This is a genomic window from Goekera deserti (genome assembly GCF_010685995.1).
In the GTDB taxonomy this organism is placed as follows: Bacteria; Actinomycetota; Actinomycetes; order Mycobacteriales; family Geodermatophilaceae; genus Goekera; species Goekera deserti.
Window position 1 is genome coordinate 23,453 of record NZ_JAAGWK010000034.1, and the last position, 25,923, is coordinate 49,375.

25 protein-coding genes are annotated in these 25,923 nt (G+C 75.1%); 15 read left to right on the forward strand and 10 right to left on the reverse strand.

Annotated elements, in window-relative coordinates; genetic code table 11:
• Positions 1-129 precede the first annotated feature (129 nt).
• The 3 genes from G1H19_RS20500 to G1H19_RS20510 all read left to right on the forward strand — a co-directional run bounded on the left by G1H19_RS20500 (position 130) and on the right by G1H19_RS20510 (position 2,874).
• Positions 130-1,782, forward strand: coding sequence for an amidase family protein (locus tag G1H19_RS20500; protein ID WP_152727747.1), 1,653 nt, complete (start codon positions 130-132; stop codon positions 1,780-1,782).
• 100 nt (positions 1,783-1,882) lie between these two features.
• A complete protein-coding gene (locus tag G1H19_RS20505; RefSeq protein ID WP_152727746.1) occupies positions 1,883-2,383 on the forward strand; it encodes an NADPH-dependent FMN reductase in 501 nt (166 codons plus the stop codon).
• Positions 2,380-2,874 carry a flavin reductase family protein gene (locus tag G1H19_RS20510; RefSeq protein WP_202925724.1) on the forward strand — a complete coding sequence of 165 codons (495 nt, stop codon included), beginning with the start codon at positions 2,380-2,382 and terminating at the stop codon, positions 2,872-2,874. The genes G1H19_RS20505 and G1H19_RS20510 overlap by 4 nt, the downstream gene beginning before the upstream one ends.
• Positions 2,875-2,909: 35 nt before the next feature.
• Here G1H19_RS20510 and G1H19_RS20515 read toward each other — a convergent pair whose 3' ends face one another.
• The 3 genes from G1H19_RS20515 to G1H19_RS20525 all read right to left on the reverse strand — a co-directional run bounded on the left by G1H19_RS20515 (position 2,910) and on the right by G1H19_RS20525 (position 6,286).
• Positions 2,910-4,244 carry an MFS transporter gene (locus G1H19_RS20515; RefSeq protein WP_152727745.1) on the reverse strand — a complete coding sequence of 445 codons (1,335 nt, stop codon included), beginning with the start codon at positions 4,242-4,244 and terminating at the stop codon, positions 2,910-2,912.
• 210 nt (positions 4,245-4,454) lie between these two features.
• Entirely contained in the window at positions 4,455-5,483 is a 1,029-nt protein-coding gene (locus G1H19_RS20520) for an Atu2307/SP_0267 family LLM class monooxygenase (protein WP_152727744.1), read from the reverse strand.
• Between the two features lie 95 nt (positions 5,484-5,578).
• Entirely contained in the window at positions 5,579-6,286 is a 708-nt protein-coding gene (locus tag G1H19_RS20525; RefSeq protein WP_217269555.1) for a GNAT family N-acetyltransferase, read from the reverse strand.
• An 88-nt stretch (positions 6,287-6,374) separates the two neighbouring features.
• Between G1H19_RS20525 and G1H19_RS20530 the strand changes: the two genes are divergently transcribed.
• The 4 genes from G1H19_RS20530 (at position 6,375) to G1H19_RS23635 (ending at position 10,284) form a co-directional block, all read left to right on the forward strand.
• Entirely contained in the window at positions 6,375-6,641 is a 267-nt protein-coding gene (locus G1H19_RS20530; protein ID WP_152727742.1) for a hypothetical protein, read from the forward strand.
• 116 nt (positions 6,642-6,757) lie between these two features.
• Complete coding sequence (locus tag G1H19_RS20535; RefSeq protein ID WP_152727741.1) at positions 6,758-7,726, forward strand: ABC transporter substrate-binding protein; 969 nt, start codon at positions 6,758-6,760, stop codon at positions 7,724-7,726.
• Positions 7,727-7,912: 186 nt separating this feature from the next.
• Positions 7,913-9,760 (forward strand): anthranilate synthase family protein, encoded by a 1,848-nt coding sequence (locus G1H19_RS20540; RefSeq protein ID WP_162392207.1) that lies wholly within the window; start codon positions 7,913-7,915, stop codon positions 9,758-9,760.
• Positions 9,757-10,284, forward strand: a complete 528-nt coding sequence (locus tag G1H19_RS23635) for a GNAT family N-acetyltransferase (protein ID WP_202925725.1) — start codon at positions 9,757-9,759, stop codon at positions 10,282-10,284. The genes G1H19_RS20540 and G1H19_RS23635 overlap by 4 nt, the downstream gene beginning before the upstream one ends.
• On the opposite strand, the gene G1H19_RS20550 is transcribed toward G1H19_RS23635, so the two are convergent.
• A complete protein-coding gene (locus G1H19_RS20550; RefSeq protein WP_152727740.1) occupies positions 10,263-11,096 on the reverse strand; it encodes a hypothetical protein in 834 nt (277 codons plus the stop codon). The two genes, G1H19_RS23635 and G1H19_RS20550, sit on opposite strands and share 22 nt — an antisense overlap.
• Before the next feature lie 102 nt (positions 11,097-11,198).
• Here G1H19_RS20550 and G1H19_RS20555 point away from each other — a divergent pair, with 102 nt between their 5' ends.
• Complete coding sequence (locus tag G1H19_RS20555) at positions 11,199-11,756, forward strand: GNAT family N-acetyltransferase (protein WP_162392208.1); 558 nt, start codon at positions 11,199-11,201, stop codon at positions 11,754-11,756.
• A 73-nt stretch (positions 11,757-11,829) separates the two neighbouring features.
• Here the strand turns inward: G1H19_RS20555 and G1H19_RS20560 are convergent, their stop codons facing one another.
• Complete coding sequence (locus G1H19_RS20560) at positions 11,830-12,024, reverse strand: hypothetical protein (protein ID WP_152727738.1); 195 nt, start codon at positions 12,022-12,024, stop codon at positions 11,830-11,832.
• Positions 12,025-12,328: 304 nt separating this feature from the next.
• A complete protein-coding gene (locus G1H19_RS20565; RefSeq protein ID WP_202925726.1) occupies positions 12,329-12,871 on the reverse strand; it encodes an AAA family ATPase in 543 nt (180 codons plus the stop codon).
• A 301-nt stretch (positions 12,872-13,172) separates the two neighbouring features.
• On the opposite strand from G1H19_RS20565, the gene G1H19_RS20570 reads away from it, so the two are divergent.
• The 3 genes from G1H19_RS20570 to G1H19_RS24750 all read left to right on the forward strand — a co-directional run bounded on the left by G1H19_RS20570 (position 13,173) and on the right by G1H19_RS24750 (position 16,338).
• A complete protein-coding gene (locus tag G1H19_RS20570; protein WP_162392209.1) occupies positions 13,173-14,459 on the forward strand; it encodes an MFS transporter in 1,287 nt (428 codons plus the stop codon).
• A gap of 168 nt (positions 14,460-14,627) precedes the next feature.
• Positions 14,628-15,041: an ATP-binding protein gene (locus G1H19_RS20575; protein WP_152727735.1), complete on the forward strand. Its 414-nt coding sequence runs from the start codon at positions 14,628-14,630 to the stop codon at positions 15,039-15,041.
• Between the two features lie 88 nt (positions 15,042-15,129).
• The gene (locus tag G1H19_RS24750) at positions 15,130-16,338 is read left to right on the forward strand and encodes a GGDEF domain-containing protein (RefSeq protein ID WP_163638867.1); all 1,209 of its coding nucleotides are present in this window, start codon (positions 15,130-15,132) and stop codon (positions 16,336-16,338) included.
• Positions 16,339-16,414: 76 nt separating this feature from the next.
• On the opposite strand, the gene G1H19_RS20585 is transcribed toward G1H19_RS24750, so the two are convergent.
• Positions 16,415-17,407: an aldo/keto reductase gene (locus G1H19_RS20585; protein WP_152727733.1), complete on the reverse strand. Its 993-nt coding sequence runs from the start codon at positions 17,405-17,407 to the stop codon at positions 16,415-16,417.
• A gap of 58 nt (positions 17,408-17,465) precedes the next feature.
• On the opposite strand from G1H19_RS20585, the gene G1H19_RS20590 reads away from it, so the two are divergent.
• Positions 17,466-17,933: a nitroreductase family deazaflavin-dependent oxidoreductase gene (locus tag G1H19_RS20590; RefSeq protein WP_162392210.1), complete on the forward strand. Its 468-nt coding sequence runs from the start codon at positions 17,466-17,468 to the stop codon at positions 17,931-17,933.
• 10 nt (positions 17,934-17,943) lie between these two features.
• Positions 17,944-19,629, forward strand: coding sequence for a ribonuclease J (locus G1H19_RS20595; protein WP_152727731.1), 1,686 nt, complete (start codon positions 17,944-17,946; stop codon positions 19,627-19,629).
• A gap of 29 nt (positions 19,630-19,658) precedes the next feature.
• Here the strand turns inward: G1H19_RS20595 and G1H19_RS20600 are convergent, their stop codons facing one another.
• From G1H19_RS20600 to G1H19_RS20610, 3 genes are all read right to left on the reverse strand, one after another.
• On the reverse strand, positions 19,659-20,486 hold the full coding sequence (locus tag G1H19_RS20600; protein WP_235927864.1) for an HDOD domain-containing protein: 828 nt from the start codon (positions 20,484-20,486) through the stop codon (positions 19,659-19,661).
• Entirely contained in the window at positions 20,483-22,675 is a 2,193-nt protein-coding gene (locus tag G1H19_RS20605; RefSeq protein ID WP_152727730.1) for a putative bifunctional diguanylate cyclase/phosphodiesterase, read from the reverse strand. Before G1H19_RS20605 ends, G1H19_RS20600 begins: the two co-directional genes overlap by 4 nt.
• Positions 22,676-22,929: 254 nt before the next feature.
• Complete coding sequence (locus G1H19_RS20610; RefSeq protein WP_235927866.1) at positions 22,930-23,784, reverse strand: hypothetical protein; 855 nt, start codon at positions 23,782-23,784, stop codon at positions 22,930-22,932.
• 42 nt (positions 23,785-23,826) lie between these two features.
• Here G1H19_RS20610 and G1H19_RS20615 point away from each other — a divergent pair, with 42 nt between their 5' ends.
• Together G1H19_RS20615 and G1H19_RS20620 are read left to right on the forward strand one after the other, a co-directional pair.
• Positions 23,827-24,624, forward strand: coding sequence for an SDR family NAD(P)-dependent oxidoreductase (locus G1H19_RS20615; protein ID WP_162392211.1), 798 nt, complete (start codon positions 23,827-23,829; stop codon positions 24,622-24,624).
• Positions 24,625-24,743: 119 nt separating this feature from the next.
• On the forward strand, positions 24,744-25,919 hold the full coding sequence (locus G1H19_RS20620; protein ID WP_152727728.1) for an acyl-CoA dehydrogenase family protein: 1,176 nt from the start codon (positions 24,744-24,746) through the stop codon (positions 25,917-25,919).
• The last annotated feature ends 4 nt before the right edge of the window (positions 25,920-25,923 follow it).

Consider the following 25,923-nt stretch of genomic DNA (forward strand, 5'->3'; position numbering starts at 1 on the left):
GTGTGACGTCCGTGTTGCCACGCAGCGTGGCGGTCACAGCGGGCAACCAGGCACCCCTGGGCAGGGCCATGGCGGACGCTTAGCCTGGCGAACGACTCGCCGCCCCACCCCAGCCACGGAGGCCCCTGCATGCGCGCGACCCCGTCCCGATCCCGCCGCCGGACGACGTCCGTCGTCACCGCCGTCGCCGTCTCCGTCCTCGCCCTCTCCGCCTGCTCGGCCGGCGGCACCACCGACGTGGCCGAGGCCGGCTCGGAGGACACCGTCGAGCTGAACGGCCTGGACCTCGACGCCCTGACCATCCCGGTGCTGCAGGACCGGATGGACGCCGGAGCCCTCACCTCGGTGGAGCTGACCCAGGCCTACCTGGACCGGATCGACGACCTGGACGGCGACCTCGGCGCGGTGCTGGCGGTGAACCCGGACGCGATCGCCGAGGCCGAGGCCAGCGACCGGGTGCGGGAGGGCGACGGGGCGCGCAGCGCCCTGGAGGGCATCCCGGTGCTGCTCAAGGACAACGTGGACACCGCCGACCTGCCCACCACCGCCGGTTCCCGGGCCCTGCTCGGCAACCGGCCCGACGACGCCACGATCACCACGGAGCTGCGCGAGGCCGGCGCCATCGTGATCGGCAAGGCGAACCTCTCCGAGTGGGCCAACTTCCGCGGCGACGACTCCACCAGCGGCTGGAGCGGGGTGGGCGGGCAGACCGCGAACCCCTACGTGCTGGACCGCAACCCGTGCGGCTCCTCCTCCGGCTCGGCGGTGGGCGTGGCCGCCTCGCTGGCCCAGGTGGCCATCGGCACCGAGACCGACGGCTCGATCGTCTGCCCGGCCGGCGCCAACGGCATCGTCGGGGTCAAGCCGACCCTGGGCATGGTCAGCCGCACCGGCATCGTGCCGATCTCGGCCGAGCAGGACACCGCCGGCCCGATGGCCCGGCACGCGATCGACGCCGCCATCCTGCTGGAGGTCGTCTCCGGCGCCGACCCCGCCGACGCCGCCACCGGGACCGCCCCGGCCGACCTGGACTCGGCCTTCACCGACCTGGACACCGACGCCCTCGCCGGCTCCCGGATCGGCGTCTGGGCGCTGAGCCCGGAGCAGTCCACGGCCGTCGACGACGCCACCGAGGCGGTGTTCGCCGCAGCCGTGCAGCAGATCGAGGCCGCAGGTGCCACCGCGGTGCCGCTCACCCTGGCCTACGGCGAGCAGATCGGCGCCGGTGAGACCCCGTCGCTGCTGGCCGAGTTCGACCGCGACCTGGGCGCCTACCTGGCCGGCACCGACGGCGACGTGCCCGCGGACCTCGCCGGCGTGGTCGCCGCCGACGCCACCGACCCGGTGGAGCTCGCCTACTTCGGCGACGAGCTGTTCCGGCGGGCCCAGACCGCCCCGGACGCCACCGCCCAGCGCGAGGAGATCCGCCGGCTCGCCCGGGCCTCGATCGACGAGGCGCTGGCCCAGGGCCCCGGCACCGAGGACGACCTGGACGCCGTGGTCGGGCTGACCAACACCCCGGCGTGGGTGACGAGGTACCAGTCGGTGGACGGCGAGGCCGACGCGTTCGTCTACAGCACCTCCACCCCGGCCGCCGTCGCCGGCTACCCCAGCGTCGCGGTCCCGGCCGGGTTCTCCGGGCCGCGCAACGCCCTGCCGGTGGGCATCTCGTTCATCGGCGGCCAGTGGGCCGACGCCGACCTGCTCGACCTGGCGGCGTCCTTCGAGTCGGCGACCCAGGCCCGCCGGGCCCCGGGCTTCCTGCCCACCGTCGGCGACTGACGCCCGCCCGGTGCTGCATCTCACGGGGTGCGGCACCGGGCCTGCTCCGGCGCATGGTGTTGGCTCAGCTCGACCCACCCGCCCCACAGAGGGAGCTCCCATGACGGTCACCGTCGTCGCCGGCAACCCCAAGCCCGACTCGCGCACCCTGGACGCCGCCCGGCTGCTCGCCGAGGCGCTCTGCGGGCGCCCGGCCGACGCGAGCGTCGACGTGATCACCCTCGGCCCGGGCCTGCTCGGCTGGGGGGACGCGGGCGTGGAGGCGGCGGTGGCGACGGTGTCGGCGTCCTCGCTGGTCGTGGTGGCCAGCCCCACGTACAAGGCCAGCTACACCGGGGTGCTCAAGCTGTTCCTGGACCAGTTCGCCACCGCCGAGGGGCTGGCCGGCGTGGTGGCGGTGCCGCTGATGCTGGGCGCGGGCCCGGCGCACGCGATGGCGCCGGACCTGCTGCTCAAGCCGGTGCTGGTGGAGCTGGGCGCCACCTGCCCCACGCCCGGGCTGTACCTGCGCGACAAGGCCTACGCGGAGGGCCCGGAGCTGGCGGCGTTCGCCGAGCGCTGGGCGCCGACGGTCACCGCGGTCACCGGGGTGGCCCGGTGATCGACGTGCTGGACCAGAAGGTGCTGCGGGAGGCCTACGCGGCGTTCCCCAGCGGCGTCGTCGCGCTCTGCGCGCTGGTCGACGGCGAGCCGGTGGGCATGGCGGCCAGCTCCTTCGTGGCGGTGTCGATCGAGCCGCCGCTGGTGGCGTTCTGCGTGCAGCACACCTCCACCACGTGGCCCCGACTGGCCGGGCTGGCCCGGATCGGGGTGAGCGTGCTCGGTGAGTCGCACGACCGGGCCGCGCGCACGCTCGCCGCCAGGACGGGCAACCGCTTCGAGGGCGTCACCACCGAGGTGACCGAGGCGGGCTCGGTGTTCGTGGGCGACTCCTCGGCCTGGCTGGACTGCTCGGTGCAGGACCAGGTCACCGCCGGGGACCACGACATCGTCGTGCTGCGGGTGCACGCCCTGCACGCCGTGCCGGGGGTGGAGCCGCTGGTGTTCCACGGCAGCGCGTTCCGCAAGCTGCGCCAGCTCACGAGCGACTGACCCGACCCGGGGGTGGAGCCGCCGGGGCCCCCGGCTCAGTCGTCGCGCAGCGGGTGGGCGATCTCGTCCTGCGGCAGCCTGGCCCACAGCGTGGCGACGACCGCGACGACCGGCGGCACGATGCCGGCGACCAGGAACGTGGTGCGCAGGCCCACCGCCTCGGACACCGGGCCGGCCAGCGCCATCGACACCGGCATCAGGCTGATCGAGACGAAGAAGTCCAGCGAGGCGACCCGGCCCAGCAGGTGCGGTGGCACGCGGCGCTGCAGCAGCGTGCCCCAGATGACCATGGGGAAGCTGAACATCGCCCCGAGCACCGCGGCGCACACCGCGACCACCCACAGCTCGGTGGCGGTGCCCATGACCACGAACGGCAGGCAGCCCAGGCCCCAGCCGAGGTTCATCACGGTGAGGTAGCGGCGGGGCATCCGCATCGAGGCGACCGACAGCGCCCCGAGGGCACCGCCGATGCCGAAGGCGGCCATGACGAGTGCGTGGTCGCCCGGGCCGCCGCCCAGCCGGTCGGTGATCAGGAAGGGCACGAGCACCTCGAACGGCCCCATCATCGCCAGGATCATCAGCGCGGCGAACAGCAGCGTGGCCAGCAGCCACGGGGTGCGCACCATGTAGACGACGCCCTCGCGCACGTCGGACAGCGCCGAGGCCACCGACCGCTCGCCGGCCGCGCCGGGCTCGCGGCGCACCGGGGTGCGCGGCATGGTGGTGAGCACCAGCAGACCGGCGGCCATGGACGCCGCGGCCACCGTGAGCGCGCCGCCGGCGGACACCGCGCCCACCACGGCACCGGCGACGCCCGGGCCGACGGCCTGCCCGATGGTGGGCCGCACCATGCCCTCGAAGCCGTTGACCGCCAGCAGGTCGGACTCGTCGACCAGCGCGGGCAGCCACGCCGAGTACGCCGGGTAGTAGAACGCCATCGACACGCCGACGACGAAGGTGATCACCGGGAGGTGGGCGATCGTGCCCACCCCGGCCAGCGACAGCACCGCGGCCAGGGCCATCGCGGCGGACTGCACGCCGGCGACGGCCAGCAGGATGAGCTTCTGCGGCACCCGGTCGGCCACCACGCCACCCAGCAGCGCGGGGACCAGCACGCCGACCGCACCCGCGGTGGTGACCAGGGACAGCTGGGCCGGACCGCCGCCGGTGCGGATGACCTCCCAGACCAGCCCGACCACCCACACCCCGGAGCTGAACGTGGTGAGCACCAGCGCGACCGCCAGCCGCCGGTAGGGGCCGCTGGCGAAGGGGGCGAGCGCCCGCGCGCGGGCACCGGTGCGTGCCGGCGGCTGGTCGGTGGGCGGCAGGACGGGCGCGTCGAGCCGGCTGGCCTGCGGGGGCTCGGTCATCGCGTCTCCTGCGGTGGACGGGGGGTGGGTGGGGTGAGGGTCGCCGGGGTCAGGGACCACCCTCACGATCGGCACCCTGCCCCCGGGGTACGACAGTCCCGCCGCGACCGACCATCCGTCCAGCCGTTTCCCGCAGCTGTCGGCCGGCGCCGACCGGCGGAACGACCTCGGCGCCCGGCAGCCCGTCCGTGCCGCCGTCCCTCGCGGCGGTCAGCCGGCGGCGACCCGCGGGACCACCTCGGTGCCCAGCAGCTCGATGCTGTGCAGCAGCTCGGCGTGACCGAGCCGCGGGTTGGTCATCTGCAGGGCGATCCGGTCCACCCCGCCGAGGTCGGCGGACACCCGCAGCGCCTTGGCGGCCACCGTCTCCGGGTCGCCGATGAAGAAGGCGCCGTGGGTGCCGCTGGTGGCGTCGAACTGCCGGCGGTCCGGGGCGGCGAAGCCCCGCTCCCGAGAGATCTTGGTGAACATCTCGGCCCACCCGGGGTACATCGCGTCGGCCGCCTGCTGGGTGCTGTCGGCGACGAACCCGAACACGTGCAGCCCGACCTGCAGCTGCTCGGCCGGGTGCCCGGCCTCGGCGCCGGCCCGGCGGTACAGGTCGATCAGGGGCGCGAACCGGCGCGGCTCACCGCCGATGATCGCCACCATCAGGGGCAGCCCGAGCAGCCCGGCGCGGACGAAGGACTGCGGGGTGCCGCCGACGCCGACCCAGATCGGCAGCCGCTCCTGCAGCGGCCGGGGGTAGACGCCCTGGCCGGTGAGCGCCGGGCGGTGCCGCCCGGACCAGGTCACGTGCGGCTCGTCGCGGATCTTCAGCAGCAGCTCGAGCTTCTCGGCGAACAGCTCGTCGTAGTCGGCGAGCTCCAGGCCGAACAGCGGGAAGGACTCGGTGAACGACCCGCGCCCGACGACGAGGTCGATGCGGCCCTGGGAGATGAGGTCCAGGGTGGCGAACTCCTGGAACACCCGGACCGGGTCGGCGGCGCTGAGCACGGTGACCGCGCTGCCCAGCCGGATGCGCGAGGTGCGGGCCGCGGCGGCGGCGAGGATCACCGCGGGCGCGGAGTCGTAGTACTCGCTGCGGTGGTGCTCCCCGATGCCGAAGGAGTACACGCCGGCCCGGTCGGCCACGGCGATCTCCTCCAGCAGGTGCTCCATCCGCTCCTCGGGCCCGATGAGGCGTCCCGACCCGGGGTCGGTCACCGCCGAGACGAAGCTGTCGACGCCGAGGTGCATGGTTCCTCCAGGTGCTGACCGGGCGGGCGGGGTGCGCCGTCCGGAAGTAGGTGTCGAGTCAACCACTTTGCCGGCCCCGGGCATTCCTGCGCCTCTCAGCCCCCGGTGCGGCGCAGCGCCGTGAAGGTGCCGGCGCCGCGTCGCTGGAAGCCCAGGTGCTCGTAGAGCCGCACCGCCGGGGTGTTGGCGGCGCTGACGTGCAACAGCGGCCGCTCGCCCCGCGCCCGGATGCCGGCGGCGACGCTCCCCACCAGCCGCGCGGCCAGACCGCGGCCGCGGGCCGCGGGGTCGGTGCAGACCGCGCTGATCTCGGTCCACCCGGGCGGGTGCATGCGCTCCCCGGCCATCGCCACCAGCCGGCCGTCGATGCGCACGCCCAGGTAGCGGCCCAGCAGGCGCGTCCGGGGCAGGAACGGCCCGGGCTCGGTGCGGGCGACCAGGTCGAGCATGTCGTCGACGTCGCCCGACCCCAGCTCGACGGCGTCGGGGTCGGCGCGGTCGGCCTGCTGCGGAGGAGCCGTCATCTGCAGGCCCGGGAGCGCAGCGGCGACCTCCAGCCCGGCCGGTAGCCGGTCGGCCACCGGGACCCAGCTGAACAGCACGACCGTCTCCGCCGGCTCCAGCAGCGCCACCAGGTCACGCCAGCCGGCGGGCGAGACCCCCTGCGGGCCGATCTCGTCCGGGCTGACCGCCACGAACGGCGACACGTCGGGGCGGTAGCGGCGGGCTGTGCCCGAGCCGACCGCGAAGCCGGCGTGCGGGCCGGTGAGCGAGGTCCAGGCGGCGTGGTCCAGTGGGTGCACGGGTCCTCCTCGGCGGTCGGGCCGGACCATCGTCGTGCACCCCAAGATCGACTGGCACGGCGGTACCGGGTGGATCACCATCTGCGCTGTGACCTCGGAGCGGACCCGGCCCGCCACCCCCGTCCGCACGCGCGGCGTCGAGGCCGACCGGGCCCTGCTGGAGCAGCTGCGGCAGATGGCGGTGCACCAGGAGACGGCGTCGGTGCTGGAGATGCGCGCAGCCCGCGCCCCCAGCGACCCGCTGGCCCGGGTGCTCGGCGAGCGCGCCCAGGAACACCGGCGCCGGGCCGAGCGGATCCGTGCCGAACTGGCCGGCCGCGGGATCACCCGGACGCCGGCCTCGCGCCCGACCTGAGGACGTCGCTTGCCGATGGAGGCAAGCCTGCCCTAACCTCCCGGTGATCATCGGCGGGCCGCTCCGGCCCAGCCGTCCCGACGCGGCCCCAGGCCGCGCCATCCCCCGGAGGCCCCGTGCTGTCCCGCCGCTCGTTCCTGGTCTCGGTCACCGCCGCGACCGCAGCCGCCGCCCTCGCCGCCTGCGGCGACGCGGACCCCGCACCGGCGGGCAACGCCGCACCGGCCGGCGGCGACGGCTTCCCGCGCGACGTCGACCACGAGCTGGGGACGACGGAGGTCCAGGCGGCGCCGCAGCGGGTGGTGTGCGCGACCGACGGCGGGGAGCTGTGCTCGCTGCTGGCCCTCGGCGTCACCCCGGTCGGCTTCGGCCAGCGCAACGACCCGCTGCGGCCGTGGGTGCGCGACCTGGCCGCCGGCGTGGACACCTACCCGCTGGACGCCGAGACCGACTTCGAGCGGCTCGCCGTGTGGCAGCCGGACCTGCTGCTGGTGCAGGAGGGCTTCGCCACCGAGGACACCTACCCGGACTACACCGCGCTGGCGCCCACCATCGCCACCAGCTTCATCGACTGGCGGGCCAACCTGCGCCAGGTCGGGGACGCCGTGGGCCGCCCGGAGGAGGCCGCCGCCCTGGAGCAGCAGAAGGACGACGCGGTGGCCGCCCTGGCCGCGGCCCTGCCCGCCGGGGCCCGGGGGCTGCGGGTCAACGCGATGGCGACCTTCGGTGACGGGACGGTGTACGTGCTGAACGCCGACTCCCCCGCCGGCAAGATCGCCGAGGCACTCGGGCTGGCGCCGCTGCCGCCGGCGGACACCGCGGGCGAGGCGGTGAACCTGGTCTCCACCGAGCTGCTGTCGGTGGTCGACGGCGACCTGCTGCTGCGCCTGCACTTCGGCGCCGACGACGACGGCACCGACCAGCTGGCCACCACCGGCGTCTACCAGGCCCTGGGCGTGGTGCAGGCGGGCGCCGTCGTCGACCTGACCGAGGACGAGTCGCAGCAGCTGTACTTCGACTCGGTGCTGACCGTGGAGCCGAACGCCGAGCTGCTGAGCCGGCTGGCCACCGACACGGCCGGCTGAGGCTGGCGGGTGCGGGGGCGGTGCCCTACAGTCGCCGCGTGCACACAGCCCAGCTGACCTGGTGGCGCGCCGACTGAGGCGCCCACCCGCACACCCCACCACCCCTGCGGCCGCCTCGTTCGAGGCGGCCGTCCGCGTTCTCCCGCGGGTCGACCCGGACGACGGTCGACTCCCCTGGAGGACCTCGTGGCCCATCTGCTGCACGACCTGCTGACCGCTCCCGGCAGCCGTCCGTTCGCCGTCCTGCACCGGGCGGGCGGGCCCGGCGTGGAGGTGCTGACCGGTGACGTCGTCGACGCCGACCGGCTCGCCGACGTCCCGGAGCCCGGACCGGACGGCCCCGTGCTGGCCGCCGTGCCGCACCGGCAGGTGGCCGAGCGCGGCTTCGCCTGCCACGACGACGGCGCCCCGCTGCGCTGCCTGGTGGTGCGCGACAGCGAGGTGCTGACCCTGGCCGAGGCGCTGGCGCTGATGCCCGACGAGCCGGTGGGCGTGCACGGCGGCGGCTTCGACGTCGACGACGACAGCTACGCCGACCTGGTGGGGCGGGTCGTGGAGGAGGAGATCGGCCGGGGCGCCGGGGCGGACTTCGTGATCCGGCGCGACCACGTCAGCACCGCCACCGCTCCCCCGGCGGTGACCGCGCTGCGGGTGCTGCGCCGGCTGCTGACCGGGGAGCCGGGGGCGTACTGGTCGTTCGCGTTCTCCGCCGGGGACCTCACGATGGTGGGCGCCACGCCGGAGCGGCACGTGAGCAGCGCGGGCGGTGAGGTGGTGATGAACCCGATCAGCGGCACGTACCGGTTCCCGGCGTCCGGGCCCACGGGTGCGGGCCTGCTGGCGTTCCTGGCCGACACGAAGGAGACCGAGGAGCTGTTCATGGTGGTGGACGAGGAGCTCAAGATGATGAGCCGGGTCTGCCGGCAGGGCGGCCGGGTCGAGGGACCGATGCTCAAGCAGATGGGCGCGCTGGCGCACACCGAGTACCTGCTGCGCGGGCAGACCGAGCTGGACGTGCGCGAGGTGCTGCGGGAGACGATGTTCGCCCCGACGGTCACCGGTTCGCCGGTGGAGAACGCGATGCGGGTGATCACCCGGTACGAGCCGACCGGGCGCGGCCACTACGGCGGGGTCCTGGCGCTGATCGGCCGGGACGACGCCGGCCGGCAGACCCTGGACGCCCCGATCCTCATCCGGACGGCGTACCTGTCGCCGTCCGGTGAGGTGCGGGTGCCGGTGGGCGCGACGCTGGTGCGGCACTCGGACCCGCGGGCGGAGGCGGCCGAGACGCGGGCGAAGGCGGCCGGGGTGCTGCGGGCCCTGGGGGTGGTGCCGGCGGCGCCCGCCGGGGACGCGCCGCGGCTGGCCGAGCACCCGGGGGTGGCCGAGGCGCTGGCCCGGCGCAACGAGGCCCTGGCCGACTTCTGGTTGCGGCCGCAGCACGACCGCCCGGCCGACGGTCTGGCCGGTCGCAGCGCCCTGGTGGTGGACGCCGAGGACGGGTGGACGGAGATGCTGGCGCACCTGCTGCGCCGGCTGGGGATGACCGCGACCGTGCGGCGGTGGGACGAGCCGGGCGGTGCCGCGGGACACGAGCTGGTGGTCGCCGGGCCGGGACCGGGTGACCCGCGTGACCTGGGTGAGCCGCGGATCGCCGCGCTGCACGAGCTGGTGGCCGGGTGCCTGGCCGCCGGTACGCCGCTGCTCGCGGTGTGCCTGAGCCACCAGGTGCTCGCTACGCAGCTGGGTCTGCCGGTCGAGCCGCTCGCGGCGCCGCACCAGGGCACGCAGCGGTCGGTGGACCTGTTCGGCGACCGGGTGCGGATGGGCTTCTACAACACCTTCGCCGCGGTGCTGCCGCCGTCCGGTGGGGTGCGGCCGGGGGTGCGGGTGGCGGCGGAACCGGGCACCGGTGAGGTGCACGCGCTGCGCGGGCCGGGGTTCGCCTCGGTGCAGTTCCACCTGGAGTCGCTGCTGTCCCCGGACGGGCTGGGGGTGCTGCGCAGGCTGGCCACCGACCTGCTGCGCCGGTGACCCGTCCGGCGACCCCGTCGACGCCTGCGCCGGTGACCCTGTCGCTGACCGGTGACGACGCGGGCGAACTGCTGACCCTGCAGCGGGCCGCCTACGTCACCGAGGCCCAGCTGTACGACGACGCGCACCTGCCCGCGCTGACCCAGACCCTGCCGGAGCTGCGCGCCGAGGTGGCCGCGTGCGTGTGCCTGGGGGTCCGCGCGGCCGGCCGGCTGGTGGCCGCGGTGCGGGCGCGGGAGTCCGCCGGGGTGCTGCACGTCGGTCGGTTGGTGGTCGCGCCCGACCAGCAGGGCAGCGGTCTGGGCACGGTCCTGCTGCAGGCGGCGGAGGCGACGACGACGCTGCCGCGGGCCGCGCTGTTCACCGGCGCGCGGAGCACGGCCAACCTGAGGCTGTACGAGCGGTGCGGGTACCGGGAGCGGCACCGGGAGCAGCTCCGGCCGGGCGTGGAACTGGTGCACCTGACCAAGGACCTCCCCGCTCGCACCAGGGGCCCGGCCGGTCAGGACCCGGTCGGACGCTGACGCGCGACCCGGTCGACCAGCGGCCGGGCGCGGTCGAGGTCGGCCCGGACGTCGGACTCCCGGCCGCGTGGCCAGCGGCCGGGGTCCCGGAGCATCAGCTCGCCGATCGTCAGGCGGAACAGCAGTGCCCGGACGACCAGCTGGGCGATCTCGGGCACGTCGGCGACGTGCCCGACCAGGTCGGCGCGCGCACCGGACCACAGCACGGCGTCCACGACGACGACCGCGGCGCAGTACCCGGCAGGACGGCGGTACGGGCTGAGGTCGATGACCCCGGGGGGCAGGTGGTCGTGCCAGAGCAGGTTGTGGGCCAGGTCGCCGTGCACCAGCTGGGCGGGCGCGCGCACCGGCGTGCGGAGCTCCTGCAGCAGCTGGCGGACCGCGTGTCCGGGACCGCCCTGGACCGGGTCCTCCTCGCCCCAGGCCATCCGGTCGGCGACGCTGAACACGCTGTCGGGTGCCGGTGGCAGTGGCCGGTCGACCCGGGCCAGCGCGGCGGTGAACCGGGCGGCGGTGCGCAGCGCCTCCGGCCACGGCGTGCTGCCCCTGCGGTGCTCGCCGGGGAGTGCCGACCACGCTGTCCAGCCCTCGACCACCCGGTGCCCGGGGCTGCCCAGGGGCGTCGCGACGCGGAAGCCGTCCGGTTCGAGTGCCGCGGTCACGTCGGCGGTCCACTCGGCGGCGACCGCGGAGCCCGCCGGCTTCAGCACGGCGCCGTCGACCGCGTACGTCGTGCCCTGCCCGCCGGGGAGGCGGGTCGCCGGCCCGGTGAGTCCGAAGGCGGTGAGGACGCTGTCCGGTGGTGGCCCCACGCGGCCATGGTGGCCGGCCGGGGTGGTCGCCGCAACGGGCCCGGCCGTGCGCCGCCGGGAACCCCGTTGCCGGCCGGACGGCCGCCCCGTTGACTGGCCGACGTGGATCCACTCCCGGCCGGCGACCAGCCGACGCTCCGCGGCGCCGGCCTGAGACTGCGGCCCTGGCGCGACGACGACGCCGACGCGGTGGCGGCGGCCTGCCAGGACCCGGAGATCCAGCGGTGGACGACGGTGCCGGTGCCCTACCGGCACGAGGACGCCGCCTTCTTCGTCGGACCGCTGGCGCGGCAGACGTGGGCCGAGGGCGGTGCGCTGTTCGCGGTCGAGGGAGCAGGCGGGCTGCTGGGCAGCATGGGCCTGCACCACCTGGTGGACGGGCTGGGCGCGGTCGGCTACTGGACCGTGCCCGCCGCGCGTGGACGCGGCGTCACCAGCGAGGCGCTGCGGGTGCTGTCCCGGTGGCTGCTCACCGAGCGCGGCGCGGTGCGGGTGGAGCTGGTGGCGGAGCCGGCGAACACCGGGTCGTGCCGGGTGGCCGAGCGGGCCGGGTTCCGGCGGGAGGGGGTGCTGCGCTCCCGGATGCTGCTGCGGGGCGAGCGGGTCGACGTCGCGATGTACTCGCTGCTGCCGGCCGACCTGCTGCCGGGAGTGGGTTGACCAGGCCGCGGTGCCCCTCCCGGCCAGGGCCAGGACCGCGGCCGCGGACGCGGTCGCCGTCGGACCCCGCACATCAGAACGGGACGGGTCCTGGGTCGCTGTCCGGAGCTCGCGCGGCGTCCCCGGTCCCGATACCCAGCTGGGACGGTGAGGTCGAGGCGGCGAGGCCGCTGGGCGTGGTCACGACCAGCGTCCCGTCGTCCAGGAGCTCGTAGGACCAGCCGGGCGCCTGGTGCTCGCCCCGGTGGTGGTGGACGCAGAAGCCCACGAGGTCGCGGTCGGACGTGGTCCCAGCGGGTACGGCACGTGGTGGCCCAGCGCGTCGAGGAGAGCGATCCGTGGCCGGTCGACCAGACGACCCCCACCGCTGCGCAGCAGGAGGTCGGCGACGTCGGCCCGCTGGCTCGTGCTCGTGTGGCCCAGTGCGGTGCGCGTGTCGCCTTCGAACGGACGATCGAGCAACGCCTGGACCAGCACGAACGAGGATGTCGGAGCAGGATGCCACTGTCCCCGGCATGTTGGCGCAGACCGCTCGAGCCGACCGCCACGCCCGCTCGGGCACGCTCCAGGGCTCAGCCGAGCACGGCCAGCACGCGGTCGGCGAGCTCGGCCGTCGGCAGCCGCCCGTCGAGCACGAGGGTGCCGGCCGGGACGTGTGCGCGGGCCGCGACGCACCGGTCGACCGCGGCCAGCCGGAAGGCGCGGGCGGACGCGTCGGCAGCCGCGTCGTGGGCCACGACCACCTGGGCCTGCACCCGCCGGCGCAGCTCCTCGGCGTCGACGTCGAGGAACACGTGCAGCAGGTGCTCCCCCGCCGCCTGCAACCGGCCGAACACGTCCTCGCGCACCACCGGGTCGACCAGCGTCATGGGCACGACCAGCGGGCGGCCGTACTCCCGCCGCAGCCCGAGGGCGAACTCGGCCACCAGTGCGCGCCAGAGCGGGAGGTCCTGGAAGTCCCCGCTGGGTGCGCGCGGTACGGAGCGGTGGAGCACGTACCCGACGAGCTCGGGGTCGAAGGGCATCGCGTCGGGCAGCCGTCGGTGCAGCTCGTCGGCCACCGTGGTCTTCCCGGCACCGAAGGCCCCGTCGAGCCAGACGATCACGACGGCCACCCGGACACGGTGAGCCTCCTGACCGGGGTGGCCTGTCGTCGGAGCCACGCTGCGCGCATCCCGCCAGCCTGCCCCACCCACCCGGCGGCGGGCGAGGGCCCTCCGCGCCCGAGGTCCACACGGCGTGGCACGCGGAGCTGTCGCCGGAGCGACGAGGCGACATGTCGACACGGGCATGTGTCGACAGGTCAGGCGCGACCCGGACGGGTCGGGTCACCGGCGCCCTCCCCGTCCCCTCGCCCGCGGCGGTTGCCCGCATCGACCGGCACACTGCCCCCACACCCGCCGTGGAGGGAGCCGCATGACCGGGACGAGCGCATCGACGGCAGCACCGAGGGGCCAGCTGCCATCGGACTTCTGGCGGCTGTGGTCGGCCGGTGTGGTGTCCCGGCTGGGCAGTGGCCTCGTCGGCGCCGCGATGCCACTGCTCGCCGCGCAGCTCACCCGGGACCCCCGGCAGGTCGCGCTGGTCAGCGTCTTCTCCGGGCTGCCGTGGGTGCTGCTGGCCCTGCACAGCGGAGCGCTCGCCGACCGCTGGGACAGGCGCCGCACCATGTGGCTCTGCGACGTCGCCGCCGCGGTCGTCCAGCTGGTCCTGGCCGTGGTCGTGATCGCCGGCGGCGCACGGATCTGGACGCTGTGCCTGACCGCCTTCGTGGCCACCTCCCTGCTCACCCTGTTCGACAGCGCCTCGCAGGCGGCGCTGCCCTCGGTCGTCCCGGCACCACTGCTGGGCCGGGCCAACAGCCGGGTGTACGCCGGCACCGTGCTGGCCGGGATGTTCGTCGGTCCACCCCTGGGCAGCTGGCTGTTCAGCGTGGCCGACGGACTGCCGTTCCTGCTCAACGCCGCGTCCTTCCTGGGCTCGGCGGCGCTGCTGGCCACCATCGGCACCCGCATCGCCGGCCGCGCCGCGGGCGCGTCCCGCACCCGGCTGACCGCCGACATCGGCGAGGGTCTGCGCTGGCTGTGGTCGCACCGGCAGCTGCGCTGGCTGGTCGTCCTGCTGGCCTGCTGGAACCTGATCGAGAACGCCTACCTCGGCATCCTGGTGCTGTACGCCCTGGAGGTGCTCGACGTGGGCGCGTCGGCCTACGGGGTGCTGCTCACCGGGGTGGGTGCCGGCGGGCTCCTCGGCGCCGCCGCCGCACCGTGGCTGAGTCGCCGACTCGGGGACGGCGTGGTGATCGCCGGCACCGTGGCGCTGACCGTGGTGGGCACGGCGGGCCTGGCGCTGACCCGGCACCTGGCGGCCGCCGTGGGCTTCCTCGCGGTGATCGGTGCGGCCGCCTTCGCCTTCAACGTGGTCACCGTGACCTACCGGCAGTCGGTGGTGCCCGGCGCACTGCAGGGCCGGGTGAGCAGCGCCTACCGTTTCGCCACCTGGGGGATCACCCCGCTGGGTGCCGCGCTCGGCGGGCTGGCCGCGCACACGGTCGGCGTCGTCGGGGTCCTCGCCGGCGCAGCGGTCGCCCTGGCAGTGGTGGGGCTCGCCGTCCTGCCGCAGCTGAGCAACGCGCGACTGCGGCAGCACGCCGCCCCGGCAGCAACCCCACCGGACCGGGACACCATCCAGACCTCACGGTGAGCCCGCGGTGAGCCCGCGGTGGAGCCACAGTGACCCCCGGGAGGAGCTGCCCGGCCGGTACCTCCTCGACGCCTGTCGCCTGGGTGGCCCGCACCTGCCGGTGCAGCAGCTCTGCGACGAGCTGCGGGACCGGCTGGCGCCGCCCCTGCACCGACGACGTCGCGCGGCGTGCCCGCCCCGCCCCGGCGGCCCGGCGGGGCGTGGCGACCGGCCGGGACGACGTCGTCCACGTGCACCACGGCGCGCCGCCATCCGGCAGCGCCTGGACAGCCACCCCCGGACCCGTCGGCGGACTCCGCCGCCGGCGACGCGCTCCTGCTGGCCGTCGAGGAGCTCACCTCCGACGCGCTGCGCCACGGGGGGCCGCCGGTGCGCACCAGCATCACCGTCACCGACTGGCTGCTCGACGTCAGCGGCGGGGCCGGCGACCAGCCCCCGGCCCGGGCCGGGGGCCGGGAACCGGCCCTCGGTGGGCTCGGCCTGCAGCTCACCGCGGCGCTGGCCACCGCGCACAGCTGGATGACCAGCGGCACCCGCGAGCACGTGTGGGCCCGGGTGCCGTTCCACGGCGACGACGACTGAGCCACCTCGCCCGAAGGGGTGCCCTCCCACCCGGCCCGCTCAACTGCGCTGCCCGGGCGCCGACACCACCAGGGTGACCCTGCACGACGTGGCGAGGACCGGTGGTGGCGGCAGTGACCCGCTCCCCCGGGTGCTCGACGTGCCGTCGAGCACCTCGCCACCGGTCCCGGTCCGCCGCCACGGCTGGCGGGACGACCTGGGCAGCGAGGCCCTCTACGAGCTGGACCGCCGCGGCGCCAGCGGGGTGCTCGTCTACCTGTTCTGCTGGCTCGGCATCGCGGTCAGCTTCGACCTGTTCGACCAGACACCGGCGCTGGCCTGGAGTGCGACGGCGGTCATGGTGGCCATCGCCTCCGTGCGGCTGGTCGTGCACCTGTCCTTCCCGGCCATGATCGCCCGCGACCCGGTGCGGGCCCGCCAGGCACACGCGGTGATGCCGCTGCTCAACGGCCTCACCCTGAGCGTGGTGACCTCCTTCGCACTGCGGTGGGAGCCGGCGGCGGCTGCGCACGCCGCCCTGGTGCTGGTGGCCGGCATCGTCTGCGCCACCGCCACCATGGTGTTCGCGATCGACCCGGTGATCCGGCTGGGCATGCCGCTGACCGTGCTGGGGCCGTACACGCTGGTCCTGGTGGTCGGCCTGCACGCCGCGGACCTGCTGATGACGCTGCTCATCCTGGTCTTCGCCGTGTACGTGCTGCGGGCCTCCGAGCACGTCTACCGGGACTACTGGACCAGCCAGTCCCGCGGGGCCGAGCTCAGCGACCGGGCCGCCCAGCTGCAGCAGCTCAGCGAGACCGACGCGCTCACCGGCGTCGCCAACCGGCTGCACGTCGACCGGCAGCTGCACGAGGAGTGGGCCCGCACCCGGCGCGACGGCGACCAGCTGTCCCTGCTGCTGGTCGACGTCGACCACTTCAAGTCCGTCAACGACCGGTACGGCCACCCCGCCGGCGACCTGTGCCTGCGGGAGATCGCCGCCGCCCTGGTCGGCAGCGCCCAGCGCACCTCGGACCTGGTGGCCCGCTGGGGCGGCGAGGAGTTCCTCGTCCTGCTCCCGGACACCGGCCCGGACGACGCCCACGTCGTCGCCGAGCGGATGCGGCAGGCCGTCGCCGCCCTGCGGCCGCTGGTCGGCAGCACCGAGCTGCGGGTGAACTGCAGCATCGGCGTGGTCAGCGTCAGCGGCAGCTGGATGGCCGCACACGGCCCGGCCGCCGCCGTCGCGCTCGCCGACGACGCCCTCTACACCGCCAAGCGGGACGGCCGGGACCGGATCTCGGTCGCCGTCACCTGACCGCTGCGAGCTCCCGACTGCTCACCGGGGCAGGCAGCTCATCCCCTGCTCGTGACGGCCGCGGTCAGCTGGCTGCTCAGCGGTGCAGGGAGCTCATGCCCTGCTCGTTGTAGCGGTCGCCGGCCGCGACGCCGACCGGGGCGGCCTCCTCCAGCGCGGCCAGGTCCGCCGGGGTCAGCTCGACGTCCAGGGCCGCCACGTTCTCCTCCAGGTTGGCCGTCCGCCGGGTGCCCGGGATCGGCACCACGTCCGGCCCCTGGGCCAGCACCCAGGCCAGTGCGAGCTGGCTGGGCGTGACGCCCTTGCCCTCGGCGATGGCCACCACGCGGTCCAGCACGTCCAGGTTCCGCCCGAAGTCCTCCCCCTGGAAGCGCGGAGAGGAGCGGCGCCAGTCGTCCGGTGCGAAGTCCTCGACCGAGCGGATCCGCCCGGACAGGAACCCGCGGCCCAGCGGCGAGTACGGCACGAACCCGATGCCGAGCTCGCGCACCGTGGCCAGCACGCCGTTGTCCTCGACGTCCCGGGTGAACAGCGAGTACTCGGTCTGGACGGCGCTCAGCGGGTGCGCGGAGTGCGCCCGCCGGATCGTCGCCGCCGACGCCTCGCTGATCCCGACGTACCGGAGCTTGCCCTCGGCGACCAGCTCCCCCAGCGCCCCGAACGTCTCCTCGGTGGGCACGGCCGGGTCGACCCGGTGCTGGTAGTACAGGTCGATCACGTCGACGCCGAGCCGCTGCAGCGAGCCGTCCACCGAGCGGCGCACGTACTCCGGGCTGCCGTTCTGCCGGCCGGTGCGGGTGCCGTCCTCGCCGAGCTCGTTGCCGAACTTGGTGGCCAGCTGCACCTCCCCGCGGCGCGCGGCGACGGCGGCGCCGACCAGCCGCTCGTTGGTGAACGGGCCGTAGACGTCGGCGGTGTCCAGGAACGTGACACCCAGGTCGAGGGCGCGGTGCAGGGTGGCGGTGGACTCGGCGTCGTCGAAGGCGCCGTAGAACTGGCTCATCCCCATGCAGCCCAGCCCCTGCGCCGACACGGTGAGTCCCTGGCTGCCCAGTGTGCGTGTGTGCATGCCACCCACCCTGCCCTGCCCAGCACACCGGCACGCACGGCGGGCGCACACTCGGCGGGTGGACACCGCAGGCGCCTACCAGCCGAGCCCGGTCGCGTGGGTGCGCGAGGAGGTGGAGCTCATCGAGCGCACCGGCGTCGCCGTCGGCGGGCGCCGGGTGGTGCTGCTCGGCACGGTGGGCGCCCGCAGCGGCGCGCTGCGCAAGACCCCGCTCATGCGGGTGGAGCTCGGCGGGGTGTACGCCGCGGTCGCCTCGATGGCCGGCGCCCAGCGGCACCCGGCCTGGTACGCCAACGTCCTCGCCCACCCGGTGGTGCAGCTGCGCGACGGGGACGAGGTGTCCGAGCGGGTCGCCCGCGAGGTCACCGGTGCCGAACGGGCCCGCTGGTGGTCGCTGGCCTGCACCGTGTTCCCGTCCTACGTCACCTACCAGAGCCGCACCCGCCGCCGCATCCCCGTGCTCCTGCTGGAGCGCCCTGCCGGGGGCCGGGAACGCCCTGCCGGGGGCCCGGGCACGGCGCCGTAGATTCGGGGGCATGAGTCGCGCACACCCCGAACTCCGGACCCCGCCGGCACTGGCCGACGGAGGCCTGCGCGTGACCGCGCTCGGTGGCCTCGGCGAGATCGGCCGCAACATGACCGTCTTCGAGCACGCCGGCAAGCTGCTGATCGTCGACATCGGCGTGCTGTTCCCCGAGGAGCACCAGCCCGGCGTCGACGTGATCCTCCCCGACTTCACCTCCATCCGGGACCGCCTGGACGACATCGTGGCGATCGTGCTCACCCACGGCCACGAGGACCACATCGGCGGCGTCCCCTACCTGCTGCGCGAGCGCCGGGACATCCCGCTGGTCGGCTCCAAGCTGACGCTGGCGTTCATCGAGGCCAAGCTCAAGGAGCACCGGATCACCCCGAGGACCGTCACGGTCGGCGAGGGCGACGACCTGGACTTCGGCCCGTTCGGCTGCGAGTTCCTCGCCGTCAACCACTCCATCCCCGACGCCCTCGCCGTCGCCATCCGGACCGAGGCCGGCCTGGTGCTGCACACCGGCGACTTCAAGATGGACCAGTTCCCGCTGGACAGGCGGATCACCGACCTGCGCGGCTTCGCCCGGCTGGGCGAGGAGGGCGTGGACCTGTTCCTCACCGACTCCACCAACGCCGAGGTGCCCGGCTTCACCACCTCCGAGGGCGAGCTCACCCCGGCCATCGAGACGGTGTTCCGCACCTCGCCCAAGCGGGTCATCGTGTCCAGCTTCGCCAGCCACGTGCACCGCATCCAGCAGGTGCTGGACGCCGCCCACGCGCACGGCCGCAAGGTGGCCTTCGTCGGCCGCTCGATGGTGCGCAACATGGGGATCGCCCGCGAGCTGGGCTACCTCGACGTGCCCAAGGGCCTGGTCGTGGACCTCAAGGTGCTGGAGAAGCTGCCGGCCGACAAGATCTGCCTGGTCTGCACCGGCAGCCAGGGCGAGCCGATGGCGGCGCTGAGCCGGATGGCCAACCGCGACCACGTCATCCGGATCACCGAGGGCGACACCGTGCTGCTGGCCAGCTCGCTGATCCCCGGCAACGAGAACGCGATCTACCGGATCATCAACGAGTTCACCCGGCTGGGCGCCAACGTGGTGCACAAGGGCAACGCCAAGGTGCACGTCTCCGGCCACGCCAGCGCCGGCGAGCTCGTGTACTGCTACAACGTCGTCAAGCCGCGCAACGTCATGCCGGTGCACGGCGAGTGGCGGCACCTGCAGGCCAACGCCGAGCTGGCCATCCGCACCGGCGTCGACCCGCGCAACGTGGTGATCGCCGAGGACGGCCTGGTCGTCGACCTGGTGGCCGGGCGTGCCTCGATCACCGGCAAGGTGCCCGCGGGCAACGTCTACGTCGACGGCCAGACCGTCGGCGGGGCCACCGAGGCCTCCCTCAAGGACCGGCGCACGCTGGCCGAGGAGGGCGTGATCACCGTGGTGGCGATCGTGGACTCCACCACCGGCCGGCTCGCCGAGACCCCGGACTTCCTGGCCCGCGGCTTCGTGCACGACGAGTCCACCTTCGAGGCCGTCGTGCCGCTGATCGAGAAGGCGCTGGCACGGGCCGCCGAGGAGGGCGTGGGCGGGGCCCTGCAGCTGGAGCAGCTGATCATGCGCGCGGTCAGCGGCTGGGCGCACCGCACCTACCGGCGCAGCCCGATGATCATCCCGATCGTCATCGACGCCTGAGCCCCCGCCGACGACCGGGGGTTGCCGGCTCAGGCCACCGTGGTGCCGAACAGGGCCGCCCGCAGCTCCTCGGTGTCGGCGGCCACGCGCTGCAGCAGGGCCGGGACGGCGTCGTCCCGCAGGCGCCCGCAGCTGAGCAGCTCCATCGGCACCGCCTGGTGGTCGGTGGCGAGGATCCGGGCGGTCATCTCGATGGCGGTGCGCAGCAGCGCGCCGTCCAGCGAGGACAGGTCGTCGACCTGCTGCATCGGGGACAGCAGGGTCGGTGGGAAGCCCCACCGCTCCAGCGCGAGGGCCGTCAGCCGGGGGGCGTGCACCCCGTACCGGCGCAGCTCGGCGGTGCGCCGGCCGGCGGCGGTGGGCTCGGCGTCGACCAGCGCGGCGTAGCCGTCCGGGTCCTCGGCGTACAGCAGCGCGGCACCGAGCTGGGTCAGCAGGCCGGTGCACAGCGCGTCCTGGGCGCGGCGGCCGAGGCGCGGGGCCACCGCCGACGCGGCCAGCGCCAGGTGGGTGCTGGTGCGCGCGACGTCGGCGGGCAGTCCCCCGGGCCGGGCCAGGCCGGTGAGGGCCACGGTCGCCAGGCTGCGCACCGTGGCGAAGCCGACCACCGTCACCGCGCCGCGCAGCGAGCAGACCCGGCCGCCCATGCCGTAGTAGGCGGAGTTGGCCAGCTTCATCACCCGGCCGGCCAGGGCGACGTCCGCCCCGAGCACCCGCGCCAGGTCCTCGGCACCGGCCTCGGTGGAGTTGGTCGTGGCCACGACCTGGGCGGCGACGGGGCACTGGGCGGCCATGGTGTCGATCCGGGCGAGAACCCGGTCGACGTCGACCGCGGCACGGACGCTGTCCCGGGTCACCGGGTGTCACCCCCGCCGGCCGGCAGCGGGGAGCGGCGGGTGACGAACCAGTCGGTGGCCTCGCGTCCGCCCATCGGCATGGCCAGCCCGAAGCCCTGCAGGTAGGTGGCGCCCAAGCCGTCGAGCAGCGTCGCCTGGGCGTCGGTCTCCACGCCCTCGGCCACGGTGTCCAGCCCCAGCGTGCCGGCCAGCGCGATGATCGCCGAGGTGATCGCGGCCTGGCCGTCGCTGAGCTCGGCGACGAAGGAGCGGTCCACCTTCAGGCAGGTGACCGGCAGGTGCCGCAGGTGCGCCAGCGAGGAGTAGCCGGTGCCGAAGTCGTCGATCGCCAGCTCCACGCCGAGCTCGCGCAGCTCGTGCAGCACCTGGCGGGCGGCACGCGGGTCGGCCATCAGCGCGGACTCGGTGATCTCCACCGTCAGCCGGGACGGCGACAGCCCGTGCCGGCGCAGCGCCGACTCCACCTGGCCGGGCAGCGAGGCGTCCAGCTGCAGCGCCGAGACGTTGACCGCCGCGCGCTGCGGGGCGGCCGCACCGATCGTCCGGGACCACTCGCTCATCTGCCGGCAGGTCTCGTCCAGCACCAGCAGGCCGAGGCCGCTGATCAGCCCGCTCTCCTCGGCGACCGGGACGAAGACGACCGGGCTGATGTGCCCGCGCTGCGGGTGCTGCCAGCGGGCCAGCGCCTCCACCGCCACCGGACGGCGGTCGCCGGTGCCGAAGATCGGCTGGTAGACCAGGCTGATCGAGCGCTGCTCGATGGCCTCCCGCAGCTCGGCGACCAGCCGCAGCTTGTCGTGCGCCTGCGCCCGGGCCGAGGTGTCCACGACGGTGATCCGGCCCTTGCCGCCCGACTTGGCCTGGTACATGGCGATGTCGCAGTCCTGGATCAGGTCACCGGGGGTGGTGTGCTCGGGCGCCTGCACGGTGACGCCGATGCTGGCCCGCGGGCGCACCTCGACCCCGCCCAGGGCCAGCGGGCGGTCCAGCGCGGTGGCGACCCGCTCGGCCAGCGCGAGCGCCCCGGCCTCGTCGACCTGCTCGCACACCACCAGGAACTCGTCACCGCCGAAGCGGGCCACCAGGTCGGTCGGGCGGACCAGGCGGCGTAGCCGGGTCGCCACCTCGACCAGCAGCTCGTCGCCGGCGGCGTGCCCCAGGGAGTCGTTGACCACCTTGAAGTCGTCCAGGTCCAGGAACAGGCAGGCCAGCGCCCCCGCGCCCCGGTCGAAGCGCTCGGTCACGTACTCCGACAGGCGGGTGCGGTTCGGCAGGCCGGTGAGCGGGTCGTGGTGCGCCTGGTGCGCCAGCCGGCTCTCGAAGGCCAGCCGCTCGGTGACGTCCTCGACGGTGCCCACGAAGCCCGCCTCGCCGCAGGTGGTCAGCAGGCTGGCGAACCGCACGACCGTCGTGCGCACGCTGCCGTCGTGCCGCACCAGCCGTGCCTGCGCCTCCGCCTGCCCACCCTCCAGGACGGCGGCCGCGGCCTCGATGACCTGGTCCAGGTCGGCCGGGTGCACCACCGTCGTCCAGCCGGTGCCCAGCAGCTGGTCGGCCTGCCGGCCCACCAGCCGGCAGAACGCGTCGTTCACGTGCCCCAGGCGCATGCCCTGCTCGCTCAGCAGCGTGGGCACCGGGGACCGCTCGGTCAAGGTGGCGAAGCGCCGCTCGTGCGCGTCGGCGGTGGCCCGCAGGGCGCGCTCGGCGTCCGCGCTGCCGGTGACGACGCGCAGGCTCCACAGGTCCGCGGTCGGTGAGGGGATGGCGTACACCAGCGCGTCGGTGACGGTCCCGGCGGCCGTGCGGGCCGGCATCGCCATCCGCACGGCGCGCTCCCGGCGCAGCAGCAGCTGCTGCTCGGCCGGGCCCAGGAACGGCAGCAGCTCGACCAGCGGTGCGTCCACCAGGTCGGCGGGCCGGCAGCCGACCACGAGGGCGGCGGCGTCGTTGCCCCAGAGCAGACGCAACCCGGCCGGGGTCAGCTCCACCACGACCACCGGCATCGCGTCGCTGACCGTCGCGCCGTGGAAGACGGCGGCCACGACCTCGGCCGGCGCCGGCAGGGCCGCGTCGGCAGTAGGCACCCGCACCGCAGGAGCCGGCGGGGCGGCAGCGATCAGCCCGGGGACGACCGGGGCGGGCGCGAGCGGGGCCCCGCTGCCGGGACCCAGGTCGGCCGTCGTCGACATCGCGCCGTCCCCCCGTGCGTCCACCGGCCCGCGGCCTGGCGGGCGGCGGGTGCCGACCGGAGGCGGGTCTGTGCTGCCGTCATCGGCGCCCCACCGGGGTCCTGCACCCGAACGCCGCGGACTCCCCCGTTCGGGGGTGCCAGATCGGTTCGGGGGTGCCAGATCGGTTCGGGTACCAGGGTCGTTCGGGTACCAGGGCCGTTCGGGTACCAGGGTCGTTGGGTGGCCCGGGCCGGTCAGCGGGGTCGGACCGGTCAGCTGCCCGCGCCGCCGAGCACCGCGACCGTCGCCCGGATCTCTGCGGCGGTCGCCGGCTGCACGGGCAGGTGCGCCAGCACGGCGGGGACCTCCTCCGGCAGCAGGCCCTCGGCCAGCAGCGCGTCCAGCAGGCGGTCGGCCTGGGCCGGGGGCACCGGCACGGTCAGCCGCGCCTCCCGCAGCGCCACCCCGGCCAGGAACACCGCGCCCTCGATCGCCGCCGGGTCCTCGACGGCCGGGGCGGTGGCCGCGGCCACCGGAGCAGCGCCGCGGGTCATCGCCTCGGCTGCCTGCACCAGCGACAGCGGGAGCCCCTCGGCCTCCACCTCCATCAGCGGCACCGCGGCCAGCGCGGCCAGCACCAGATGCTCGGCCTCGGTGCGCAGCGGCGCCTCCCACTCCCCGGCCCGCACCACCTCCACCAGGTCGGCCTCGTCCTCGGACTCCCCCAGCTCGTCCAGCAGCTGCACCCACGCCCCGGGCCGGGTGTCCCGCACCCGCTGCGCCGCGCGCACGCACACGTCCAGCACGAAGGGGTCCAGCACCTGGGAGTCGAAGCGGTCGGCGTACAGCGCGCCGTCCGGGGTCAGCGCGTTGAGCGCGTCCTGGAAGCTGCCGGGGCGGGCCTCGCCCAGCTCCAGCCGGCCGGCCTCGTCACTGCCCAGCGGCTGGTCGGCGGCCGCCCGCTGGCCCAGGGTCAGCCCGCTGGGCGCCTGCGTGCCGTGCCGCCGCTGCAGGTGCGGCTGGTCGGACAGGCCCACCGCCCACGCGCAGCTGCGGGCGATCAGGTCGGCGGTGCGCTCCCGGAGCAGCTCCCGGGTCAGCAGGCCCATGGCGTCGACGTCGAACACGGGGTGCATTGTCGTCCTCACCGACCGACCCGTGGAGGACCCGTGGACCTGCAGCTCACCGGCAAGCGCGCCGTCGTCACCGGGGGCAGCCGGGGCATCGGGCTGGCCGTGGCCGACCGGCTGGCCGAGGAGGGCGCGCACGTGGCGCTCGTCGCCCGCGACCGGGCCGCCCTCGAGACGGCCGCGGCGCGGGTGCGCCGGCACGGCACCACGGTGCTGGTCCTGCCCACCGACACCACCGACGACGCCGCGGTGCGGGCCATGGTCGGCGCCGTCGTCGGCGGGCTGGGCGGGGTCGACGTGCTGGTCAACGCCGCCGCCCGGCCGGCCGGCTCGGCGCCCGTGCCCGCCCTCGCCGACCTGCACGACGACGCGCTGCGCGCGGAGCTGGAGACCAAGGTGCTGGGCTACCTGCGCTGCGCCCGCGCCGTCGCCCCGCACATGACCGCCCAGGGCTGGGGCCGGATCGTCAACGTCAGCGGGCTCAACGCCCGGCGCACCGGCTCGCTGGCGGGCTCGGTGCGCAACGTCGCCGTCGCCGCGATGACCGCCAACCTCGCCGACGAGCTCGGCCCGGCCGGGGTCACCGTCACCGTGGTGCACCCCGGCACCACGGTGACCGAGCGCACGCCCGCCGTGCTCGCCGCGCTGGCCGAGCGGGAGGGCAGCACCCCCGACGCCGTGGCGGCCCGGCTGGCCGCCGGCACCAGCATCGGCCGGCTGGTCACCGCCGACGAGGTCGCCGACGTGGTCGCCTTCCTGGCCTCCCCGCGCAGCGCCGCCGTCACCGGCGACGCGATCGCCGTCGGCGGCGGCACCCGCGGCGCGATCCACTACTGACACCGCCTCCCGCCCCCGAGGGGGGGCGCACCGGTCGGGTCGCTGCCCACGCGTACGGATGTGGGATCGTCGGGTCACGATCGCTGAGACGGTGACGCCGCCGTCGGGAAAGAGGTTCCATGCGCCTGCAGTTGTCCCCCGAGGACCAGTCCTTCCGGGAGGAGATGCGCACGTTCTTCACTCGTGAGTTCCCCGAGTCGATCCGGGACGCCGTGAAGGCACACCGCGAGCTCACCCGCGACCAGATCGTGGAGAGCCAGCGCGTGCTCAACAAGGCGGGGCTCGCCGTCCCGCACTGGCCGGTCGAGTACGGCGGCCACGACTGGACGCCGCTGCAGCGGCACATCTGGCACGAGGAGATGCAGGCGGCCTACGTGCCCGCCCCGCTGGCGTTCAACACCAGCATGGTGGGCCCGGTCATCGCCGCCTTCGGCACGCAGGAGCAAAAAGACCGCTTCCTGCCGGCCACCGCCAACCTCGACATCTGGTGGTGCCAGGGCTTCTCCGAGCCCGAGGCCGGCTCCGACCTGGCCTCGCTGCGCACCAGCGCCGTCCGCGAGGGCGACGAGTTCGTGGTCAACGGCCAGAAGACGTGGACCACGCTCGGGCAGCACGCCGACTGGATCTTCTGCCTGGTCCGCACCGACCCCCACGCCGTCAAGAAGCAGCGCGGCATCTCCTTCCTGCTGTTCCCGATGGACTCCCCCGGGGTGACCCTGCGCCCGATCGAGCTGCTCGACGGCGGGCACGAGGTCAACGAGGTGTTCTTCGAGGACGTGCGCGTGCCGGCCGAGAACCTGGTCGGCGAGGAGAACCGCGGCTGGGACTACGCCAAGTTCCTGCTCGGCAACGAGCGCGTCGGCGTCGCCCCGGTGGGCCACGTCAAGCGCCTGGTCGCCGAGGCCAAGCGGCACGCCGGTGAGATCACCGTCGGCGACAGCACGCTGCTGGCCGACCCGCTGCTGGCCGCCCGCATCGCCGAGCTGGAGAACGACCTGCTGTCCCTGGAGCTGACCGCGCTGCGCGTGGTCGCCAACTCCGCCGACGGCAAGCCGCACCCGGCGTCCTCGGTGCTCAAGCTGCGCGGCACCGAGCTGCAGCAGGCCGCCACCGAGCTGCTGGTCGACGTGGCCGGGCCCGACTCGCTGGCCTCGTTCGCCACCGAGGGCTCCGACGTGCCCGAGTGGGCGCGCGTGGTCACCCCGCAGTACCTGAACTTCCGCAAGGCCTCCATCTACGGCGGGTCCAACGAGGTCCAGCGCACCATCATCGCCGGCACCATCCTGGGGTTGTGAGGAG

Coding starts and splice junctions, on each gene's coding strand:
- G1H19_RS20500 (WP_152727747.1), top strand. CDS start 130: ATGCGCGCGACCCCGTCCCGATCCCGCCGCCGGACGACGTCCGTCGTC.
- G1H19_RS20505 (WP_152727746.1), top strand. CDS start 1,883: ATGACGGTCACCGTCGTCGCCGGCAACCCCAAGCCCGACTCGCGCACC.
- G1H19_RS20515 (WP_152727745.1), bottom strand. CDS start 4,244: ATGACCGAGCCCCCGCAGGCCAGCCGGCTCGACGCGCCCGTCCTGCCG.
- G1H19_RS20520 (WP_152727744.1), bottom strand. CDS start 5,483: ATGCACCTCGGCGTCGACAGCTTCGTCTCGGCGGTGACCGACCCCGGG.
- G1H19_RS20570 (WP_162392209.1), top strand. CDS start 13,173: ATGACCGGGACGAGCGCATCGACGGCAGCACCGAGGGGCCAGCTGCCA.
- G1H19_RS20585 (WP_152727733.1), bottom strand. CDS start 17,407: ATGCACACACGCACACTGGGCAGCCAGGGACTCACCGTGTCGGCGCAG.
- G1H19_RS20595 (WP_152727731.1), top strand. CDS start 17,944: ATGAGTCGCGCACACCCCGAACTCCGGACCCCGCCGGCACTGGCCGAC.
- G1H19_RS20605 (WP_152727730.1), bottom strand. CDS start 22,675: ATGTCGACGACGGCCGACCTGGGTCCCGGCAGCGGGGCCCCGCTCGCG.
- G1H19_RS20620 (WP_152727728.1), top strand. CDS start 24,744: ATGCGCCTGCAGTTGTCCCCCGAGGACCAGTCCTTCCGGGAGGAGATG.